The 20,351-nt window shown below is 53.4% G+C and carries 16 protein-coding genes; 8 read left to right on the forward strand and 8 right to left on the reverse strand.

The genetic code is table 11. The features are described from left to right. The first annotated feature begins 67 nt into the window (after positions 1–67). The 4 genes from K7G70_RS05810 (at position 68) to K7G70_RS05825 (ending at position 5,841) form a co-directional block, all read left to right on the forward strand. Complete coding sequence (locus K7G70_RS05810) at positions 68–1,048, forward strand: fumarylacetoacetate hydrolase family protein (protein ID WP_223787666.1); 981 nt, start codon at positions 68–70, stop codon at positions 1,046–1,048. Between the two features lie 111 nt (positions 1,049–1,159). Then, positions 1,160–3,433 carry a TIGR03032 family protein gene (locus tag K7G70_RS05815; protein ID WP_223787667.1) on the forward strand — a complete coding sequence of 758 codons (2,274 nt, stop codon included), beginning with the start codon at positions 1,160–1,162 and terminating at the stop codon, positions 3,431–3,433. 158 nt (positions 3,434–3,591) lie between these two features. Then, on the forward strand, positions 3,592–4,851 hold the full coding sequence (locus tag K7G70_RS05820; RefSeq protein WP_223787668.1) for a right-handed parallel beta-helix repeat-containing protein: 1,260 nt from the start codon (positions 3,592–3,594) through the stop codon (positions 4,849–4,851). A gap of 60 nt (positions 4,852–4,911) precedes the next feature. Beyond that, on the forward strand, positions 4,912–5,841 hold the full coding sequence (locus tag K7G70_RS05825; protein ID WP_223787669.1) for a hypothetical protein: 930 nt from the start codon (positions 4,912–4,914) through the stop codon (positions 5,839–5,841). A gap of 75 nt (positions 5,842–5,916) precedes the next feature. Here K7G70_RS05825 and K7G70_RS05830 read toward each other — a convergent pair whose 3' ends face one another. The 4 genes from K7G70_RS05830 to K7G70_RS05845 form a co-directional block, all read right to left on the reverse strand. Continuing rightward, complete coding sequence (locus tag K7G70_RS05830; RefSeq protein ID WP_223787670.1) at positions 5,917–6,555, reverse strand: lysoplasmalogenase; 639 nt, start codon at positions 6,553–6,555, stop codon at positions 5,917–5,919. A gap of 1,189 nt (positions 6,556–7,744) precedes the next feature. After that, a complete protein-coding gene (trhO, locus tag K7G70_RS05835) occupies positions 7,745–8,752 on the reverse strand; it encodes an oxygen-dependent tRNA uridine(34) hydroxylase TrhO (RefSeq protein WP_223787671.1) in 1,008 nt (335 codons plus the stop codon). A gap of 83 nt (positions 8,753–8,835) precedes the next feature. Continuing rightward, positions 8,836–9,486, reverse strand: coding sequence for a glutathione S-transferase (locus K7G70_RS05840; RefSeq protein WP_223787672.1), 651 nt, complete (start codon positions 9,484–9,486; stop codon positions 8,836–8,838). Next, on the reverse strand, positions 9,479–9,673 hold the full coding sequence (locus K7G70_RS05845) for a YwbE family protein (RefSeq protein WP_223787673.1): 195 nt from the start codon (positions 9,671–9,673) through the stop codon (positions 9,479–9,481). The genes K7G70_RS05840 and K7G70_RS05845 overlap by 8 nt, the downstream gene beginning before the upstream one ends. Before the next feature lie 62 nt (positions 9,674–9,735). On the opposite strand from K7G70_RS05845, the gene K7G70_RS05850 reads away from it, so the two are divergent. Next, a complete protein-coding gene (locus K7G70_RS05850; RefSeq protein ID WP_223787674.1) occupies positions 9,736–10,035 on the forward strand; it encodes a YciI family protein in 300 nt (99 codons plus the stop codon). 47 nt (positions 10,036–10,082) lie between these two features. Here the strand turns inward: K7G70_RS05850 and K7G70_RS05855 are convergent, their stop codons facing one another. Then, a complete protein-coding gene (locus K7G70_RS05855; RefSeq protein ID WP_223787675.1) occupies positions 10,083–11,915 on the reverse strand; it encodes a DUF4397 domain-containing protein in 1,833 nt (610 codons plus the stop codon). Between the two features lie 201 nt (positions 11,916–12,116). Here K7G70_RS05855 and K7G70_RS05860 point away from each other — a divergent pair, with 201 nt between their 5' ends. Then, positions 12,117–12,932, forward strand: coding sequence for a DUF2189 domain-containing protein (locus K7G70_RS05860; protein WP_223787676.1), 816 nt, complete (start codon positions 12,117–12,119; stop codon positions 12,930–12,932). Here K7G70_RS05860 and K7G70_RS05865 read toward each other — a convergent pair. After that, positions 12,893–13,804 carry an ATP-grasp domain-containing protein gene (locus tag K7G70_RS05865; protein ID WP_223787677.1) on the reverse strand — a complete coding sequence of 304 codons (912 nt, stop codon included), beginning with the start codon at positions 13,802–13,804 and terminating at the stop codon, positions 12,893–12,895. The two genes, K7G70_RS05860 and K7G70_RS05865, sit on opposite strands and share 40 nt — an antisense overlap. Before the next feature lie 85 nt (positions 13,805–13,889). Here K7G70_RS05865 and K7G70_RS05870 point away from each other — a divergent pair, with 85 nt between their 5' ends. Further along, the gene (locus tag K7G70_RS05870) at positions 13,890–14,753 is read left to right on the forward strand and encodes an alpha/beta fold hydrolase (RefSeq protein WP_223787678.1); all 864 of its coding nucleotides are present in this window, start codon (positions 13,890–13,892) and stop codon (positions 14,751–14,753) included. A 51-nt stretch (positions 14,754–14,804) separates the two neighbouring features. On the opposite strand, the gene K7G70_RS18005 is transcribed toward K7G70_RS05870, so the two are convergent. Beyond that, positions 14,805–16,847 (reverse strand): S8 family serine peptidase, encoded by a 2,043-nt coding sequence (locus K7G70_RS18005; RefSeq protein ID WP_305067290.1) that lies wholly within the window; start codon positions 16,845–16,847, stop codon positions 14,805–14,807. Between the two features lie 422 nt (positions 16,848–17,269). Continuing rightward, positions 17,270–18,805, reverse strand: coding sequence for a SulP family inorganic anion transporter (locus K7G70_RS05885; protein WP_223787679.1), 1,536 nt, complete (start codon positions 18,803–18,805; stop codon positions 17,270–17,272). Positions 18,806–19,006: 201 nt separating this feature from the next. On the opposite strand from K7G70_RS05885, the gene K7G70_RS05890 reads away from it, so the two are divergent. Continuing rightward, positions 19,007–20,335 (forward strand): DEAD/DEAH box helicase, encoded by a 1,329-nt coding sequence (locus tag K7G70_RS05890; protein ID WP_223787680.1) that lies wholly within the window; start codon positions 19,007–19,009, stop codon positions 20,333–20,335. Positions 20,336–20,351 lie beyond the last annotated feature (16 nt).

The raw sequence follows: 20,351 nt of genomic DNA on the forward strand, positions 1-20,351 counted from the left end.
ACCAGTCCTCTGGATTGGTTGATGGGATGAATCAAGACAACTGAAGATTATTTTTGAGACCCAAAACATGAAATTAGCAACTTTGAACAACCAAACCCGCGATGGCCAATTGATCGTGGTCAACCGCGCCGGCACCCAAGCCGTGAAGGTGCCCCACATTGCCGCGACCATGCAACAAGCCTTGGACCACTGGGACAATGTCGCGCCGCAATTGAACACCGTGTATGAGCATTTGAATCACGGTGGCTTGAATGATGCCTTTGATTTGGATTTGAATGAGGTGATCGCGCCGTTACCCAGGGCCTACCAATTCCTTGATGGCAGTGCTTACTTGGCCCACGTTGAGCGCGTGCGCAAAGCACGGGGGGCCGAAATGCCGCCGAGTTTCAAAGTGGATCCATTGATGTACCAAGCAGTGAGTGACGGCTTTTTGGCGCACAATCAGGACATTGAGGTGGTGAGCGAAGAGTACGGCATTGATTTTGAAGCCGAAGCGGCGGTGATCACTTCAGATGTGCCAATGAATGCCTCGGTTGCCGAAGCCGCGCAGTGCATCCAGTTGGTTTGTATTTTGAATGACGTGTCACTGCGCAACCTGATCCCTGCCGAACTGGCCAAGGGCTTTGGCTTCATGCAGTCCAAACCCAGAACCGCCTTGTCGCCGTTCTTTGTGACCCCCGATGAATTGGGCGCCGCGTGGCGTGACCAAAAAATTCACCTGCCGATGCGCACCTGGCTCAATGGTGAATGGTTCGGTGAGCCCGATTGTGGCGTGGACATGCAATTTGACTTCGCTGAATTGGTGGCCCATGCAGCCAAAACCAGACCATTGGCCGCCGGCGCCATCATCGGTTCGGGCACCATTGCCAACCATGACATGGCCAAAGGGTCCACATGCTTGGCAGAGAAGCGGGTGTTGGAAGTGATCGCCGATGGCGCCGCCAAAACCCCGTTCATGCAGTTTGGCGATGACGTCAAAATTGAAATCACCGACGAGCAAGGGCACAACATCTTCGGCACCATTCACCAAAAAGTGGTGCAATACTGAAGCCCATTCAAGCGCAGGACCAGGCCCATCAACGATGGGCCTTTTTTGTGGCTTAACTAATGGTCGGCAAAATGGCATAATGTCGATTCTTTTTGTATGTTGACCTGACCCATGGCCGAGACTTTTTCTAGCAAATCCACCGATTCTTTTCGTGAACTGCTTACCTTGGGTAAATGCAACCTGTTGGTCACCACCTACCAAGCCGGACAGGTGGTGATGATCCGTCCACAAGGTCAGGGTATCAACACCCACTTCATGGGTTTTGATCGTCCCATGGGCATCGCCCGCCGCAACAATGAGTTTTCCATCGGTGGCGCCTGTTCGGTGACCACCTTCCGTAATTTGGCCGCGGTCGGCCCCAAAGCCGGGCAAGGGGATCAGGTGGATGCCTGTTACCTGCCACGCAAAATTCATTTCACGGGTGCCATCGACATCCATGAAATGGGTTATGACAAATTTGATAAGTTGTGGTTCATCAACACCAAAATGTCGTGCTTGGCGACTTTGGATCAGGACCACAGTTTCAAACCCGAATGGCGCCCGCCGTTCATCACGGCTTATGACCTGACCGATCGCTGCCATTTGAATGGTCTGGGATTCCGCGATGGGGTGCCGCGTTATGTGAGCATGCTGGGTGCCTCGGATGAGCCCGGTGGGTGGCGCAAGAATAAAATTTCCGGCGGTCAGATCATGGACATCACCAACAACGAAGTGCTGGTGGATGGCTTGTGCATGCCGCACTCACCGCGATGGTTCAACAATGCCTTGTGGTTTTTGTCCTCCGGCTCGGGACAATTGATGCGCATGGAACTGGGCCAAGCGCCTGAAGTGGTGGCTGAACTGCCTGGTTTTGCCCGGGGCCTGGATTTCATTGACCGCTATGCCATCATCGGTCTGTCACAAATCCGGGAAAGTGCCACCTTTGCCGGTTTGCCCTTGACCAAACGGGTGGAAGAACGGCAAAGTGGGGTGTGGGTGGTGGACACCCAAAATGGTCAGATTGTGGCTTTTTTGGTGTTCACTGGCAACGTGCAAGAGGTGTTTGAAGTCAAAGCACTGCCACATCAATTTGCCGCCATCTTGGACCCGCAAAGTCCATTCCTGGGCACGTCTTATGAATTGTCCAATGAGGTGTTGAAAAACTTGGCGCCGGCCGATCCGGTGCAAGCCGCCTTGGAAGCCGCTTCAAGGGCGCATGTTAACGGCGAGTTGGAAGAGGCCATCAAGCAATACCAAGCCATCCTGCAAGCCCACCCCGATCACATCAACACCAATCAACAATACGGTTTGTGTTTGGTCGATGCCAAGCGCTGGGATGAGGCCGTCGAGCAATTGCAAAGGGTGTTGCAACTGAATCCTGACAATGCCGAAGCGATGAATTCAATCGGCTGTGCTTATATGGAAAAACTGGACACTGAACAGGCCATGCATTGGTTTGATCAAGCCATTGCCACCGACCAACAACATGCCATGTCCCATTTCAATCGGGGCATGTTGTTGTTGAAACAGAAACAATATGCAGCAGGCTGGGCAGAATACGATTGGCGTTGGCAAACCCCGCAATTTGTGTCCTTTAAATGCAACAAATCACAGTGGCAAGGTGAAGACATCAGTGAGCAAACCATCTTGGTGCATTCCGAACAAGGCAACGGTGATCACATCATGTTTTGGCGGTTCTTGCCGCTGTTGGCCGAGCGCTGTAAGGAAATCATCTATTTTGGCCCAGAAAACTTACAAGCCCTGGCCGCCGAAATTCCGGGGGTCAGCCAAAGCCGCATCCCCGGTGCCTTGAGTCAGGATTTGTTTGATGTCTATTGTCCCTTGATGAGTCTGCCCCGTTACCTGGGCATCACCTTGGACAATTTGCCGGCCCCTGAAAAATACGTGACCGTGCCAGAGCAGGTGGTGGTGAGCCAACTGTCCGGTGAGTTCAAAGTGGGCTTGGCCTGGGCCGGATCGCCGACCCATGTCAATGACCGCTCCCGTTCCATGGCGCTGGTTGATTTGTTGCCGGTGAGCGAAGGCATTGAGGCCCAGTTTTATGCCTTACAAATGCCTTTGAGTGCCAAGGAAAGGGACTTGTTGAAACAACATGGCATCACCGATCTGGAACCGGAATTACCGGGCTATGCCCGCACCGCGGCGTTGGTTGAACAAATGGACCTGGTGATCGCGGTCGATACGGCCGTGGCCCATTTGGCTGCTGCCTTGGGTAAACCCACCTGGCTTCTGTTGTGTGAAAACGCCGATTGGCGTTGGCATCTGGATGGTGAGACCAGTGAATGGTACCCCACCGCCCGCTTGTTCAGACAAAGCGATGGTTTTGGATGGCAACCGGTGATTGAGCAAGTGCAGCAGCAATTGCGCAAACTGCGTCAGTCATGACTCCAATAGGCACCGCCAGAATCGTTTTGTCATTGAATCCCTGGATGTTCTGTTGGCAGACATGTCCTGGTTTATATGAGTCTGGTCACGGTTTTCATTGAGCCCAGCAGCCAGCTGTGGTATTTTGATACCTGGTATTAACAATAAAGGGTATAAACATGCATAAAAAAAATTCTCACTTAAAGAGAACGGCCTTGGTTTCGGCTTTATTGATCGAGCTCACCACTGCGGCCCAGGCCGCCAACATCGCGGTGGATGGCACCACTTGTACATTGGCTGACGCCATCACGGCTGCCAACACCGATGCGGTGGCTGGAGGCTGTACCGCAGGCGCGGGTGACGACGTACTGGATCTGGACATTGCCGGCAGCCCATTCACGCAAACCGCTGCCATGCCGAATTTAACTTCAAACATCACCATCAATGGCAACGGTTCCATCATTGAAAGGGACGCGGGTGCACCGGAGTTTCCACTGATTTACATCGCAGGCGGTAGCAATGCCATCATCAATGAGGCCACCATCACGGGTGGCAGCATCAGTCCCAATAATTTTGGCGGCGGGGTGGTGGTGCGGCCTGGTGGCAGTGTGCAAATCAATGATTCCATCATTTCAGGCAACAACGGTGGCGCTGTTTGGTTGTACAACGCAGCCGCCTCCAGCATCAACAATTCAGTGATTGAGAACAACACAGCCAATCCAGGTCAGTATTACAATGGCGGGGTGTCCATCAATGGTGGCTACCTCGACATCAACAATTCGACCATCACGGGCAATGACAACGTGGCCGTTGCAGCGGGTGGTGGCGGCCTGTATGTGACCGATTATTCAGCCAGCGTCACGGTGGGCGTGTCCAACTCAACCATTTCGAACAATTCGGCTGTGGTTGATGGTGGCGGCATAGCCAGTATTGGTTTTGGTAATGGCATCGAATTGAATTTAAACAGCGTGACTGTGACCCAAAACTCATCCCAGGCCAATGGTGGGGGCATGGCCAATACCGGCACCGACATCGCCGTATCTCAATCTTTGTTATCCGGTAACACCGCGGTGACGGCCAACACTTGGACCGCCGGAGGCGGCTCATATGTGACAGTGGATGCGTACAACATTTTTGGCGAAAGTTCTGCTTCGGGACTGACCGGAGTCACCCCGGGCGCCACAGACATCGTGCCCACGGAAGACGCCAACGGCATACTGGAAGCCAACTTGGCCGACAATGGCGGACCCACACCAACCCATGCTTTGGTTCCAAACGGCCCAGCAGTGGATGTGATACCTGGCGTATCTTGTCTGTTTTCGACTGACCAAACGGGTAAAGCCAGACCCATTGATGCCGATGGCGATGGCAATGCCGATTGCGATGTGGGTGCCTATGAAAGCTTAGACATCATTTTCAAGAACGGTTTTGATGGCTAGCACGGGTTCAGTTTCGACCCCAAAAGCCCGACTTGGTCGGGCTTTTTTGATAGCAAAACAATGAACAATGACTTTATCATTTTGGGTTTAATGAGCTTATGTGGTTCAGCTTTTGCGCAAGCTGGTCCCACTTTGCCATGTCCGGATTGTGCAATAAACACTGTTAAGCCAACCCCTTATGAAGGGGCTTGGTTTAATCCTGAGCAGTCGGGTTCAGGTTTTTTGTTCCAAGTGCAAAATGATCGCTTATTGGGGTTTTATTTTGGGTATGACGAGGATGGCGATGATGACTGGGCCTTGTTTTCCGGGCAATTACAAGACGCCAGTGAGGATGGGGCGTTGTGGCGGGTCACCGCCCCTTTGGAACAATTTTCCGGCGGGGCCTGTTTGAACTGCCCCCACCAAGTGCCCACTCAGAACATCGATATGGGTTCCATCGAAGTGGTGTTCAATCGACTGGCCCATGCCAGTTTTTCGGTCAATGGTGGTGCGGTGCAAAATATTGTCCCCCTATATTTTGGTTTTCCATTTGAGTCGTATTTCAGTGAACAAACCAGTTTTGCAACCCCTGAATTGGAAGGCTGGTGGAGCATTTTTATTGATGCAGCCTCTTCAGATAATGCACCTGAACCATACACGTTTACAAATTTTTTGGTTCATGTATCACTTGGACGATTTGATAATGAAGGCCGCTTAGGATTCAATGCCAATTACTATCCAACTCCTCCAGAACTGGTTCGAATCGGATCTATCGATTGTTTCTTAAAAGAAGTCAACATGAATACTCAGCCAACTTGTGAGTTTTCTATTGCTATACTCAGTATAGAATTCAATATTGATTTGGCCAATATCAGCTCAGATCGGATATATGGTGAGTCAGAGAATGGGGATGTGTTGGAGATGATCAGACTGTCTGCTGATTACTGCCCTTCTCCAAGCACGCCTGAAAACTGCATCAATACCGGAATTTTTGATTATTTAAATGACTGATCTTGGATTAGTTAGCGGCCACTGCTTGATCAAAGTTGATAATCCACTGGCAGATGTCATTGGTGGCAGTGGTTTTCAGACCAAGGCCACCGTGTAAGCCAGCAGCAACTGGGCCAGATAATAAATGGGTAAGCCGAGCAGGCGATTGCGCGGGTCGGCTTGGATGAAGCGTTGCCTGGCCACGAACAAATCAGACAAGGCAAACAGGCTGGCCCCGATGATGATCCACCCGCCAGCCATGGGGCTGTGATTGGAACAAGCCAGTACCAGCATCAGGCCTATGGCCAGCAGGTAAGCCGGGACCGCAAACTGCATCACCCCCGATAAATGGCGTTTGAGCCACCCAGTTGTGATCAGCAAAAAGACCAACACCCACGGCACCACCCAAGGCAGGCTGGCGGTGTCAATGCCAATGATGATGAAGGCCGCGGCATAAGCCAAATGGGCCAACAGAAAAGCGCCGATGCCGAGCAAGAACCAGCGGCTGTGGCCTTTCATAGCCAGCAGCACATCACCGACCAGGCTCAAGCCTAAGCCGGTCAGGATCCACCAACCATACACACTGTCTTTGGCCCCTTGGTCCCAGGCAAAACCGACAAAGGCCAAACTGGCCAACAACTTGGCCTTGACCGTCAGTCGGTCCATGCCTTTGGCTTCAAAGAATAAGGTCAAGCCGCAGGCCAACAAGCAGATGGCAGGAAGGAATAAGATCATGTGCATCATTTCAACTGGTTGATTTCAAGGTCTGATTATAAACAAATTCCCGACATCCTGAAGCCTGCGGTCAAGCCGCCGTTTACAGATGTTGGGCTAAGCCACATTGAGTCGACATGTGCCTCGGTCGCCGTTTGTCTGTTGATGGACAAAGCCGCAGCTTGGCGACTCCACTGAATCATCAACCTGACTGAATCGTCGACCTAACTGAATCGTCGACCTAACTGAATCGTCATTGTCCGGCTTGACCGGACAATCCAGGTTAGGTGATGGTGCAGTAGTTAAGAGACTGGTAGCATTCAGGTCCATACAGCCTGGATCCTGCGGTCAAGCCGCAGGATGACGGTTTTTATGCCAAGGATTCCCGCTCTGGCGTCATGTGTGAACTGTCGGCCTGCAGCCGGCTTCGACAAGCTCAGCCACCTTGAAGGTCACTGAGCCTGTTGAAGTGCACTGGCTATTGGCGACGCCTGCTCTGGATGCTGTGAACCAGCCGCAGGATGACGGGATTACAGCCCATGGTCGCTTGTTCTGGAACCCTGTATGAACTGTCCTGTAGTCGGCTTCGACAGGCTCAGCCACCTTAATTGAAAGGTCACTGAGCCTGTCGAAGTGGACATGATGCGGCAGCAACCACCAGCGCTTGTTCCTGCGGTCAAGTCGCAGTTTGTCTGTAGATGGGCTAAGCCCAGCTTGGCGACTCCACTGAACCATCAACCCCACTGAATCGTCATTGTCCGGCTTGACCGGACAATCCAGGTTAGGTGATGGTGCAGTAGTTAAGAGACTGGTAGCATTCAGGTCCATACAGCCTGGATCCTGCGGTCAAGCCGCAGGATGACGGTTTTTATGCCAAGGATTCCCGCTCTGGCGTCATGTGTGAACTGTCGGCCTGCAGCCGGCTTCGACAAGCTCAGCCACCTTGAAGGTCACTGAGCCTGTCGAAGTGGACATGATGCGGCAGCAACAACCAGCGCTTGTTCCTGCGGTCAAGTGCAGTTTGTCTGTTGATGGGCTAAGCCCAGATTGGTGAATCCACTGAATCATCGACCCCACTGTATCGTCATTGTCCGGCTCGACCGGACAATCCAGGCTGGGTGAGGGTGCGGCTGTTAAGTGACTGGCCGCAGTTGGGTCCATGCGGCCTGGATCCTGCGGTCAAGCCGCAGGATGACGTGGGTGGTGTGATTTATTGACCCAGTTTCTGGCTTTGTGCGCGCATGGCATTTTTGGCGGCCAGTTTTTCTCCTCGCCTTTGTTCAATGGCCTCAGCAGCTGACATGCCAATGTGGTCTTCACCACGGGCTTTGGCCAATTGCATTTGTTTTTCCCGTTCGGCAAATTGGGCCCGTTGCTCGGCGGTGGTTTGCTCATGGCAGTGGTGGCAGCTGACCCCTTTGATGTAGTGGGGAGATTGTTTGTCGGCTTCGGTGATCGGATAACGACAGGCATAACACTGGTCGTATTGGCCTTTCTCCAAGTCGTGATTGACCGCCACGCGGTTGTCAAACACAAAACATTCACCTTGCCACAAGGACTGATCGGCCGGCACTTTTTCCAGGTACTTCAAGATGCCGCCATGCAGGTGATAGACTTCATCAAAACCTTGCTCCTTGAGATAGGCAGTGGATTTTTCACAACGGATACCACCGGTACAGAACATCGCCACTTTCTTGTGTTTGTCTGGGTCCAGGTGGTTTTTCACGTAGTCGGGGAATTCCCTGAAGGTTTCGGTTTTGGGGTTGATGGCGTTTTGGAACGTGCCGATGTTGTATTCATAATCATTGCGGGTGTCCACCAACACCACATCGGGATCCGAAATCAGTTCATTCCAGTCTTCCGGGGCCACATAAGTGCCCACCACTTGTCTGGGATCAATGCCCTCAACACCCATGGTGACAATTTCTTTTTTCAGTTTGACTTTGCTGCGGTAGAAGGGCATCTCATCGGTGTATGATTCTTTGCTGTCGACCGCGGCCAGTCTTTCATCTTGGCGCAAGAAGGCCTTCACCGCATCGATGCCAGCCTGGCTGCCAGCGATGGTGCCGTTGATGCCTTCGTGGGCCAACAGCAAAGTGCCTTTGACACCATGTGTTTGCATCACTTGTAACAAGGGTTGTTGGAGTTTTTGGAAATTTTCGAGGCGCACAAAATGATACAGTGCGCTGACCACGATGGGTCCGGCTTGCTGGGACATGCTGTTCTCCTGCTGACCCGAGCGTAAATCGGGCGCATGGTTAAAAAAACGGTATTGTACCCATTGTCAGACAGATTGCCAAATCAGGCAGTGATGGCTTGTCCATTGGGGAAGTGGTAACGGTGCCCATCGTTGAACAATTTGAAATTGGGCATGGCCTGTAAAAACACCGGATGTTGCAAGAATTCAGCCAGCCATTGCTGCACCTGGGGCAGCGGCAATTGGTCAAACCAGGGCCGGTCAACCATGGCGTATTGGCGGATGAACGGAAACAGCGCCACATCAGCCAAACGCCGCTCATCACCCAATAAAAAGCGACGATCACACAAGCGCTGTTCCAAGCGTTCCAGGTGCGGCAGGGTGCGTGCGCGGTGCGCTTCGGGCGTGAGTTCCGGGTGTCGGTCACTGTATTTGTAGCGATCAAGCAGGCCCTTAAAATTCTGATCGTACTCGGTGATCCAGGCCAAAGACGCATCCAGTTGCGCCAGCCATTGTTCGGGATCCCGTTGTTGCAGTGCCCACCGCATCACGTCCAAGCTTTCATCAATCACCTGGCCTGAGGTGGTGATCAACACCGGCACCGTGCCTTTGGGAGAATGTTTGAGCATGTCGGCCGGTTTGTCCCGCAACAGCAATTCACGCAATTCGCAATGGATGTTGGCTTGCACCAAAGCCATGCGTGCCCGAATGGCGTAGGGACAACGCCGGAAACTGTACAGGATGGGGTCAGTCATGAATGGCTTTGACCCGACCGACTTCACCGCTTCTGAGTTTGACTTTGATGCCGTGGGGGTGGGTGCTGGATTTGGTCAAGATGCGGTCGATTTCACCGTCGGTCAATTGGCCACTGCGTTGGTGGTGTTTTTGCACAATCGCCACTTGCATACCGGGTGACAATTGCTGGCGTGTGGGAACAGGCATGGGCTTTATTTGTGGTAAATGGGGCATTATAATCCAGAATTCACCAGAACCCAGGAACGCACATGTATTTTGCCATCATGGCCACCGATGTCCCCAATTCGCTGTCACTGAGAATGCCGGTCAGGGAACAACACCTGGCCCGCTTACACGAACTGAAAGCCGCTGGTCGCTTGTTGTTGGCCGGTCCCCACCCAGCCACCGATGAGGCCGAACCGGCCGAATTGGCCTTTACGGGATCCTTGGTGGTGGCTGAATTTGATTCGTTATCAGCAGCGCAAAGCTGGGCCGATGCCGATCCCTACATCGAGGCCGGGGTTTATGCCCAGGTGGTGGTCAAACCGTATCTGCCGGTTTTGCCATAAAAAAAGCCCCACCGCAGTGGGGCTTTTGGTTTCAATCACGGGGTGCATCATTCACTGATGGATTGGCAGAATGCCACGTTGGCATCAGACACCCGTTGTAAGTTCAAGATGCCGGATAAACCACTGCCATCAATTGAATAGGTGGCGGTGGCGGTGCTGCAGTCATTGAAATCAAGGCGCAATGTGCCGGCTTCAGTGGTTTCCGTCATGGTGTTGGACTGATTGAAAATACCACCACTGGAGTTGAACAGGGTCAGCTCCGCAGAGGTGCCACTGTAAGTGCCTGAAGCGGTCAACCAGCGTTGGTTGGGATCGCCGACCACAGCGGTCTCGTCCATATCAGGGAAGGTGGTGTCAAATGCATACCAAGCCACGAAGATGAAGTCGATGTCTGGATACACTTCAACCATAAAACCTTGGCTGTCGACATCGGGGCTGACCCAAGCGCCATTCAAACCCTGGTTCATGGTGGTGAATGGACCTTCGGTGGGCAAGGCGGTACTGCTGCCATCGCCGAACAAGGCGAAGAAACCCAGGTCTTGGTTGACCCCATCACCGATGGCAATCACGGTCACCACGTCACCATCATTCAATGTCACGGGAGCCAGGTCAATCAACCGCGTTGCACCGTCTGGGGTGGATACGTTCAAGTCATAGGTGTTGGCTGGCAACTCAAAGTAACCTGATTGATCACCGAATTCCACACCGGTCAAACCATTGACCAGGTCACCGGCATCGGTGCGAATCGACACCGCGGTGTCGGCTGCTGTGGCCGCAAACGGGGCGCCATGGACAATGCGGATTTTGGCATTGCCCGCAGCGGGGGCGCTGTTGTCATCAATCAACGGCAACAGAGACAACGGCTGGTTGGCGCCGTCACCCACCGCCAGTACGGTGTAATCGGTTTCGGCTTCCAGATTCACCTCAGCGGTGATCGCTGGGTCATCGGCACCGGGCGGGGCAAACACTTCCAACAGGGTGTTACCGGGTGCGCTGCCATCATCGGCCAACGTCAGGTAACCCGACGCTTGCTTGAACTCAACCCCGGTCAGCACTTCACTGCCATTGACGTCTATGGACACCGCGGTGTCGCCCAGATCAGCAGCAAATGGTGCCAAGTGGGCCACGTTCACTCGGGTGGGGTCAGGCATCACTGCCGCTTCCAATGCCAGCACAGCGGCAGAACCGTCACCGAACACCGCATAAGCACCCACCGGTTGGTTGACACCGTCACCGGTGGCAAACATATTGACGATGGCACCGGCCGGCAGGTCCAAGGGCGCGATGTCGATCAGGCGCACTGAGCCATCGGCGGTGGATACATTGAGGTCATAATTGCCAGCGGGCAACTCAAAATAACCCGAGTCCTGGCCGAACAAAACACTGCCGAGGCCATTGACCACATCCCCTTCATCGGTGCGGATCGAGGCGGCGGTGTCATTGATGTCGGCGGCAAATGGGGCGGCATGAATCACGCGAATCATGAAATTACCCTCAGATGGGGTCATTTGGGTGTCGACCAAAGGCAGCAGGGCCAAGGGTTGGTTCACCCCGTCACCGATGGCAGTCACTGAATAATTGGTGTCGGCTGCCAGATCGACGGTGGCACTGATGGCTGCCGTTCCAGCACCCGGTGGTGCGAACACCTCCAAAGTGGTTTCACCTGGGGCCACGCCAGCACCGGCCAGTTCCAAGTAGCCTGATGATTGTAAAAACTGCACCCCATTGAGCACTTCAGAGCCGTTGACGTTGATCGATACGGCGGTGCCTTCCAGGGTGTCGGCGAAAGGGGCCAGGTGGTTGACGTTGACTTGTGTGGCCAAAGCCAGGGGGGCTGTGGTCAGCAGCCCGAGTTGGGTAAGAAGTCTGGTTTTTTTCATGATTCTCTCTTCCGGTTGGTTAATGGTAGGATCAAGTCTAGGCGTGCAATTGTGAGCCAGTGGTGAACAGTGCCTGTGAAATATTTCACAAGTTTTCGACAGTCGCTGGAAAGTTCAGATCAGCCAGATGATTGATCATTGTCAATGTCAGTGGCTGCCAAACTTGTTAAACTGAGGTGGCTTGAGCAGACAGGAAATGGCATGAATTCATCCCCCGATCCCGAATTGAAACCGTTGGTGGCGCCCTGCCGCACTGTGCCCACATGGGCGGCCCTGCGTTGGTTGCAAAAAGGCTGGGCGGATTTCAAGCAGGTGCCGCGGATCAGTTTGGTCTATGGTTTGGTGATGATGGTGATCAGTGTGGTGATCACCTGGGTGGCCTATTTGGCACACTCGGTGGTGTTGGCCATAGCCCTGACCGCCGGTTTTTTCTTTTTGGGGCCGATCATCGCCATCGGTTTGTATTCATTGAGTCGGCAATTGACCAATCAAGTGGAACCGAAATTTTTGCGCTGTTTGAAAGAGGGCAAAAAAAACCTCAGCAATGAACTGGTGTTGTCGTTCATCTTTTTGATTGTGTTTTTGATCTGGGCACGGGCGGCCAGCATGTTGCACATCTTTTTTCCCTCATACGGTGCCATGCAACTGGAAGATTGGTTCATGTTCCTGGGAGTGGGGACCTTGGTTGGCGCGGTATTCGCTGCGGTGATTTTTTGTGTGGGGGCGTTTTCTATTCCGATGTTGATGGATCGCCGGGTGGACACGGTCACTGCTGTCATCACCTCCATCAATGCCGTGTTGAAAAACAAATTGGCGATGTTGGTGTGGGCCGGCACCATCGTGTTGTTGGTGTTGTTGGGCATGGCCACTTTTTATCTGGGCTTTGTGGTGCTGCTGCCGGTGGTGGGACACGCCACCTGGCATGCCTACCAAGAAACCATTGATGCCGATGCCTGGGAACTGGGCCCTGGACTGGGTCAATCCACGGCAGCAGGGTCGTCGGTCGAGCGCAAATGAGTCAGCAGGGCCTCTGCCAGTTGCTCGGCGGCTTGGGGACCGTGATTGAAAAACATCGAAGGTTCGATCAATTCGGCTTCATTCAAATAAACACAGCCAGCGGCATCCTGTAAAAAATCAAAGCGTGCATACAGCACCGCACCGAACCGCTGGTTGATGTATTGGAGGCAGGCTTTGGACAGGGCCATTTCCGAGGCGTTCATGCGGTGGCTCACATCGCTGGCACCAAAAGTGTCCTGCACCCGGAAGTCACCTTTGACCGGAATTTTTCTGACTGCGTGGGTCAGGTTACCCGCCACATAAATGGCCGATGTTTCACCGTGGGATTCGACCGTCGATAAATAGGGCTGTAACATCATGTCCACAGCAGGCAACCACTGTGCCAAGTGCTTTTCAGCGGCGGCCAGACCGGCGGCCGAATGTTCGAAGCGTAAGGTGCCGGATGAATCCGCGCCAACCACGGGTTTGAGGAAATATTGTGGGGCATCAAAGGCCTGGGTGATGGTTGCCAAATCCAGCGATTGGGCCGCTTGAGATCCCGCCCGCAACCAATGGGTGGGGGCCACGGTGATGCCAAATTCTGCCAGTTCAGCCAGGTAGTATTTGTTCTGATTCCAGTGAATCACCGCCGGCGGGTTGAACAGACGGGTTTGTTGTGAAACGGCATCCACCCAGCGATTGAATCGCGCCACTTGTTCATGATAATCCCACACCGAACGCAGCAAACAGGCCTGGTAAACAGACCAATCGGCGTCGGTGTCCCAGGGCAGCACATCAACCTGCTCAAATCGTTCATGCAATGCATCGATCAAGGGGGCGTCATCGTCCACCCCATGAGGGAAATGTTGGCAAGTGGCCACAGCCAGTTTCATGCTTAGACATCCTGTGATTATAATGACTGCATTATAACGTTTTCTTGCGGGCCAGTTGTTGTCTAACGGTCCTGGAGGGGTGCAGATGCAAGCAACACAATGGCGGTCCAAAGGCGAGCGCATTCAGGTCGGTGAATTCAAACATTTTGTCTATGATTCTAACAACGGCAAACCACCGTTGTTGATCCTGCATGGTTACCCCACATGTGTGTACGATTACCACAAAGCCTTGATCCATTTGGAACCCCATTTTCGGGTGGTGATGCATGATCATTTGGGCTTTGGTTTTTCTGACAAGCCAATGAATTATTCTTATTCATTGTTGGAACAAACCGATCAGGCCTTGATGTTGTGGCGGCAGTTGGGGATCCAACATGCCACGTTGTTGGCGCATGATTACGGCACCAGCATCGCCACTGAATTGTTGGCCCGACAACTGCGTTTGGGTCTGCCGGGTCTGGACCTGGCTGCGGTGGTGCTGTGCAATGGCAGCATGCACATCGAAATGGCCCAGTTACGCCCCATTCAAAAAATGTTACTCAATTCTTGGCTCGGACCTTGGGTGGCCAAACTCAGCCGCCGCCGTACCTTGGCCAACAACCTGAGAAAGACATACCACCAAGCCGAGTTGGTCAGTGAGGAGGAAATTGATGCCTTGTGGACCATGATGACAGCCCACAATGGCCGCGAGGTGTTGGCCCAAACCACCCAATACATCAGGCAAAGAAAGACTTACTGGCACCGATGGATTGGCGCCTTGCGAGGCACGTCGTTACCGATCAAATTGTTGTGGGCGCAGAATGACCCGGTGGCGGTGATTGCCATGGCACGCACTTTGGCCGCTGAAATCCCCCACAATGAATTGCTGGAGTTGGCTGACTTGGGGCACTTTCCTATGTTGGAAGATCCGGCCCGGTGGTCGGCCGCTGTGCTGCAGTTGTTGGCATAAAAAAAGGAGGCCGAAGCCTCCTTTTTTGATTGCTTTCTCAGCTCAATTGAATCAGTTGAATTCAATGCTCCAAGAATCGATGTAACCACCATCCTGGTTGGCATGGTCGGTCACTTCCAAGCGCCATTGCCCGCTGGATTCAATGGTGCCGGCGTTCAGATCGATGTCAATCAACAGGTCATCGCCACTGTCGTTTGAGTTATCTCTGCTGTGCACGGTACCACTGGCACCATTGGGTGCGTAGATCTTGGCTGACAAGTCGCCACGCCAGGTGTGCTTGATGTCAGCACGGATGGTGATGCTGCCAGACGCCCCGGTGCGGGTCACGTTGATGGACGAGCTCACTGTGCTGGGCGCACCGCTGGAAATGGTCACATTGGTGGTGTTCTCGAAGAAGTTGCCTCCTCCGCCACCGCCGCCACCGCCACCGGCAGTAAAGCTACCCACCAGGCTCACACCTGAGTACGAGCTGTAACCGCGCAGCATGACATGGTAAGTACCGGCTTGAACGTTGCTGATGTCACAGGTTTCGTTGTTACCATTGCGGTATGGACGACAATCATACGTGGATGTGGTTGGCGCACTGCCATAACGCACATACATGTCCGCATCACCTGAACCGCCACTGATGTTGAAGCTCAAGTCCGTGGCACCGGCTGGAACTTCCAGGGTGTAGAACGTTTGTGAGCCTTGCGCACCAGAGATGCCAGTGACAGCCACGCCGTTGGTCAGCTCGGAGTCACCTCCGCCGCCGCCACCGCCGCCACCGCCGCCGCCGCCACCGCCGCCGCCATTGTCATAGAAGTTATTCAATAACAAATTCGGTGAACCGGCACGGGCATCGGAGATCACGCCAGAAATCGCTGCATTTTCCATCGCTGATTGCACAGCAGAAGGTGATGCATTGGGGTTGTCATCCAGGTAGAGTGCTGCCACACCCGCCACATGAGGTGCCGCCATGGAGGTGCCACTGATGGTGTTGGTTGCGGTGTTGCTGGTCGACCAAGTTGAAGTGATCGATGAACCTGGCGCATAGATGTCCAAACAAGAACCGTAGTTGGAGAACGACGATCTGGAATCGGAGCTGGTGGTAGAACCCACAGTGATGGCATTGGCTGCGCGAGCTGGTGAGTAATTACAAGCATTGCTGTTGTCATTACCGGCCGCCACAACCATGGTCACTCCTTGGGCCACCACGGCATTCACCGCATTGTCCAAAGCCGAACTGGCGCCGCCACCCAAACTCATGTTGGCCACGGCTGGTTTGACGTGGTTGTCTCCGACCCAATCAACCCCGGCAATCACGCCTGAGTTGGAGCCTGAACCACTACAGTTCAACACCCGAACGGCATATATCTCAACGTTTTTGGCCACCCCATAGGTGGCTGCGCCGATGGTGCCGGCCACGTGGGTACCATGACCTTGACAGTCATTGGTGCCATTGCCATCATTGATGGCGGTGAAACCTGAGTTACCGCGGTTGCCAAACTCGTTGTGGCTGATGCGCACCCCGGTGTCAACCACATAGGCGTTAACACCTGTGCCGTCGGCATCGTAGTTATAAGTGTTGTCCAATGGCAAGCTGGCTTGGTCGATTCGGTCCAGGCCCCATGTGGCGTTGGTTTGTGTGGCGCTCAAAGACACGATGCGGTCGGCTTCAACGAAAGCAACCCGTGGGTCTTTGGCCAATTCAACCACTTCGTCAATGGCTCTGCTGTTCAACACCATGCCATTGATGGAAGACGCATAGGTTCTGACCATCTCACCTTTGGCAAAAGTGGCCATGTCGATGGCCATTTCTCTGACCACGGTTTTGCGGGCTTGCTCAATGCTCAAGGATGGGCCAACCATGTCAGCCACTTGCGCACTGACCACCGCATCATTAAACACAATGATGTATTGTCCGGGAATTTTATTGGTCAGATTGAAACCTTGAATCATGCTGGTTTGAACCGGCTCGGCTCCGATAGAACCATTGCTCTGAGCCAAAGCCATCTGGCATGAAGCGGCCAGGGTGACGATGGTCAGAGATTTGGAAAGTGCGCTCTTGAGATTTTTATTTGGCGAACGCGTGCCAATATCTAATTTTTTCATATTAGATGTCTCTCCTCTATTTTTTGTTGTATCAGATTGTTTGGACAATCTGGCTTCACCACGTTTTATTGTTGTTCTTTGTGGTAGCTAAAATATATAACATATATATGACAGCCATCAATTATTATTTGGAAAAACCGAAGAAAAAGTGTGAAATCCGTCACAAAAATAAGCGATCAGGATGTAAGTCGAGGCCAAAATGTGCCAGTTTTGTCTGGGTGTATTTTCGTACGTTAAAAGCCTGTGTTCTGCTGTAGGCTAATTAGAAAATCCTTATATTAACAGGCACTTATGCAAGCAGTGAGGTCCTTGATGCGGTGGTGAACACCAACCGCCAATACCCAGTCTGATCAGGGCGGCCAGCAAAAAACGCCGAAAATACCAACAATTTTTGTCACTTTGGCCTCAGGCTTGCTGGCAGCTCAGCCCAAGGCGCTGTCGGCCACCTTGTAATCGGGGTCTTCAATCAGGTTCACTTCAACCAAGTCACCGGCCCGGGTCAACAACATTTTGCATTCCGGACTCAGGTGTCGATAATGCAGGGTTTTGCCATTGCGCTCATAGCGTTCAGCCAAGGTATCCAGGGCCTCGATGCCCGAATGGTCATAGACCCGGGCATTCATGAAATCGACGATCACATCATCTGGATCGCTGCGCGGGGCAAACAAATCTTGAAAATTCTGCACTGAGCCAAAAAACACCGGCCCCCTGAGCAGGTAGATTTTGGAGCCGTGTTGATCCACATGGCAGCTCGACTGAATGCGTTTGGCCCCTTTCCAGGCAAACACCAAGGCACTGACTATGACCCCTGCCACCACGGCAATGGCCAAGTCCGCAATGACCGTGATGCCTGACACCAGGACAATGATGAACACTTCTGATTTTTGTACTTTGTTGATCATGCGCAGGCTGGCCCATTCGAAGGTGCCCAACACCACCATGAACATCAAACCCACCAGCGCCGCCAACGGCACCAGTTCAATCCAGGAAGAGCCAACCAAAATGAACAACAACAAAGCCACCGCTGCGGTGATGCCTGACAGCCGGCCACGACCGCCCGATTTGATGTTGATCATGCTTTGCCCAATCATGGCACAGCCACCCATGCCGCCAAAAAAGCCGTTGGTGAAATTGGCCAGGCCTTGTCCCATACACTCCCGGTTGCCATGGCCACGGGTTTCGGTGATTTCATCGATCAAGGTCATGGTCAACAATGATTCAATCAAACCCACCGCCGCCAAGATCAATGAATAGGGCAGGATGAGGTAAAAGGTTTCCCAGGTCAACGGCACTGCGGGAATGGCAAAACTGGGCCAACCGCCGGCAATGGAGGCGTTGGGGTCGCCCGATTCAGAGCGGACATAATCAATGACGTTGGGAATCGGTAAGTCCAGCACAATGACCAAACCAGTCACCAATAAGATGGCCGCCAATGAGGCTGGTATGGCTCGGGTCAGTTTCGGCAAAAAGTGAATGATCATCATGGTCAGCGCCACCATGGCCAACATCCAATACAAAGTCGGCCCCTGCATCCATTGGTGCAAGCCAGCCGCGTCCACCACTTTGAACTGCCCCAGCTGCGCCAGAAAAATCACAATGGCCAATCCATTAACAAAGCCCAGCATCACCGGATAGGGCACCATGCGAATGAACATACCCAGTTTGAGTACCCCTGCCAGCATTTGGATGAGACCGGTGAGCACCACAGCTGCAAACAGGTATTGCACCCCATGCTCGGCCACCAAGGCCACCATCACCACCGCCATGGCGCCAGTGGCACCAGAGATCATGCCAGGTCGGCCACCAAAAATGGAGGTGATCAAGCCCACCATGAAAGCGGCATACAAACCAACCAAGGGATCAACCCCAGCCACAAAGGCAAAAGCCACCGCTTCGGGCACCAAAGCCAGGGCCACCGTCAGCCCAGAGAGCACATCATTTTTGATGCTGTATCCCATCCTTTTGGAGATCAAGTTAAACAAGGTATATTCCAGTGATTCACAGACAAGCCGCGCATCTTAATGACTGGGGAGTGATTGTCAATGATTGATTGATATTCCTGTGTTTTCAAACCAAACAGCTGCCATTGAGGTCAGCAAGTCGGCGGCATTGGGTCTATAATAGGCAAACTTTTTGACAACAGCAGTGAGCCTGGCTTCATGGACCCACAAACAACCAAATTTTCTGCCCTGAAATGGGCGCCGGAATTGGCCCAAGCCATCGCCGATTGTGGTTACCAAGACATGACACCGGTGCAACAACTAGCGATTCCGGCCGCACTCACCGGCCAAGACCTGGTGGTGTTGGCACAAACCGGAACCGGCAAAACCGCGGCCTTTGCCTTGCCGGTGTTGCAGCAGCTGCTGAACCGCCCCAAAGCACCGGAACCAGGACAGACCCGGGCCCTGATCCTGACCCCCACCCGGGAATTGGCCGAACAGCTGGCCCAAACCATTGGCGCCTATGCCCAACACACCGACTGCCAGATTCAGGCGATCTACGGTGGCGTGAAAATGGGTGGACAGGCCCGCCAATTGCAAGCCGGTTTGGATGTGTTGATTGCCACCCCTGGGCGGCTATTGGAACACCTGGCTTTGGAGCACCTGTATTTATCGCAAGTGGAATGTGTGGTGCTGGATGAGGCCGACCGGATGCTGGACATGGGTTTCATCGACGATGCCAAACAGATCCTGGGTCGGATCAAATCAAATCACCAATCATTGTTGTTTTCAGCCACCACGTCTGCCGCCTTAACCCAAGCCGCACAAGACATGATGCGGCGGCCCCAGGTGCTGTCGGTCAACCCCGCCAACGCCACGGCTGACACCGTTGAGCATGTGATGTATCCAGTGGAGGAGGGACGCAAGCTGGATTTGTTCATGGATTTGTTGCAGCAACACAATTGGTTTCAGATTCTGGTCTTCACCAGCACCCGCAAACAAGCCGATCATTTGTTGGCCCGCTTGAAACAAACCGAGGTGCCCACGGCCATTTGTCATGGCGACATCAGTCAGGGAGGCAGGCGTCGGGCCTTGGCTGATTTCAAAGCCGGTCGGGTGCAGGTGTTGATTGCCACCGAGGTGGCGGCCCGTGGTCTGGATATTGTGGGTCTGGATCATGTGTTGAATTACAACCTGCCTTACTTGCCGGAAGACTATGTGCACCGCATCGGACGCACCGGACGGGCCGGTCATGCCGGTCATGCCATGTCCTTTGTTTGTCCCGAAGAAACCCGGGTGTTGCACCGCATTGAGCGGTTGTTGGGGGCACCGATCAAACGCATCTATGTCAAAGGGTATGAACTGTCAGGCCAAGACATCGAGTCAGTGAAAACCCATGCGCCGGCCAAGCCCGCCAAGCGCCGAGCCAATTCGAACACCAAACGCAAACCATCCAAAGGCAAAAAAACCACTTCCGGCCGACGTCAGAAAAAGCCCATCAGTGCGCGGGCCGGTGGCAAGAAAAACCGCAAAAGCAAAAAACGTTGAGGCCCAACCAGGCTGG

This window comes from Marinicella meishanensis, from assembly GCF_019931145.1.
Lineage (GTDB): Bacteria > Pseudomonadota > Gammaproteobacteria > Xanthomonadales > Marinicellaceae > Marinicella > Marinicella meishanensis.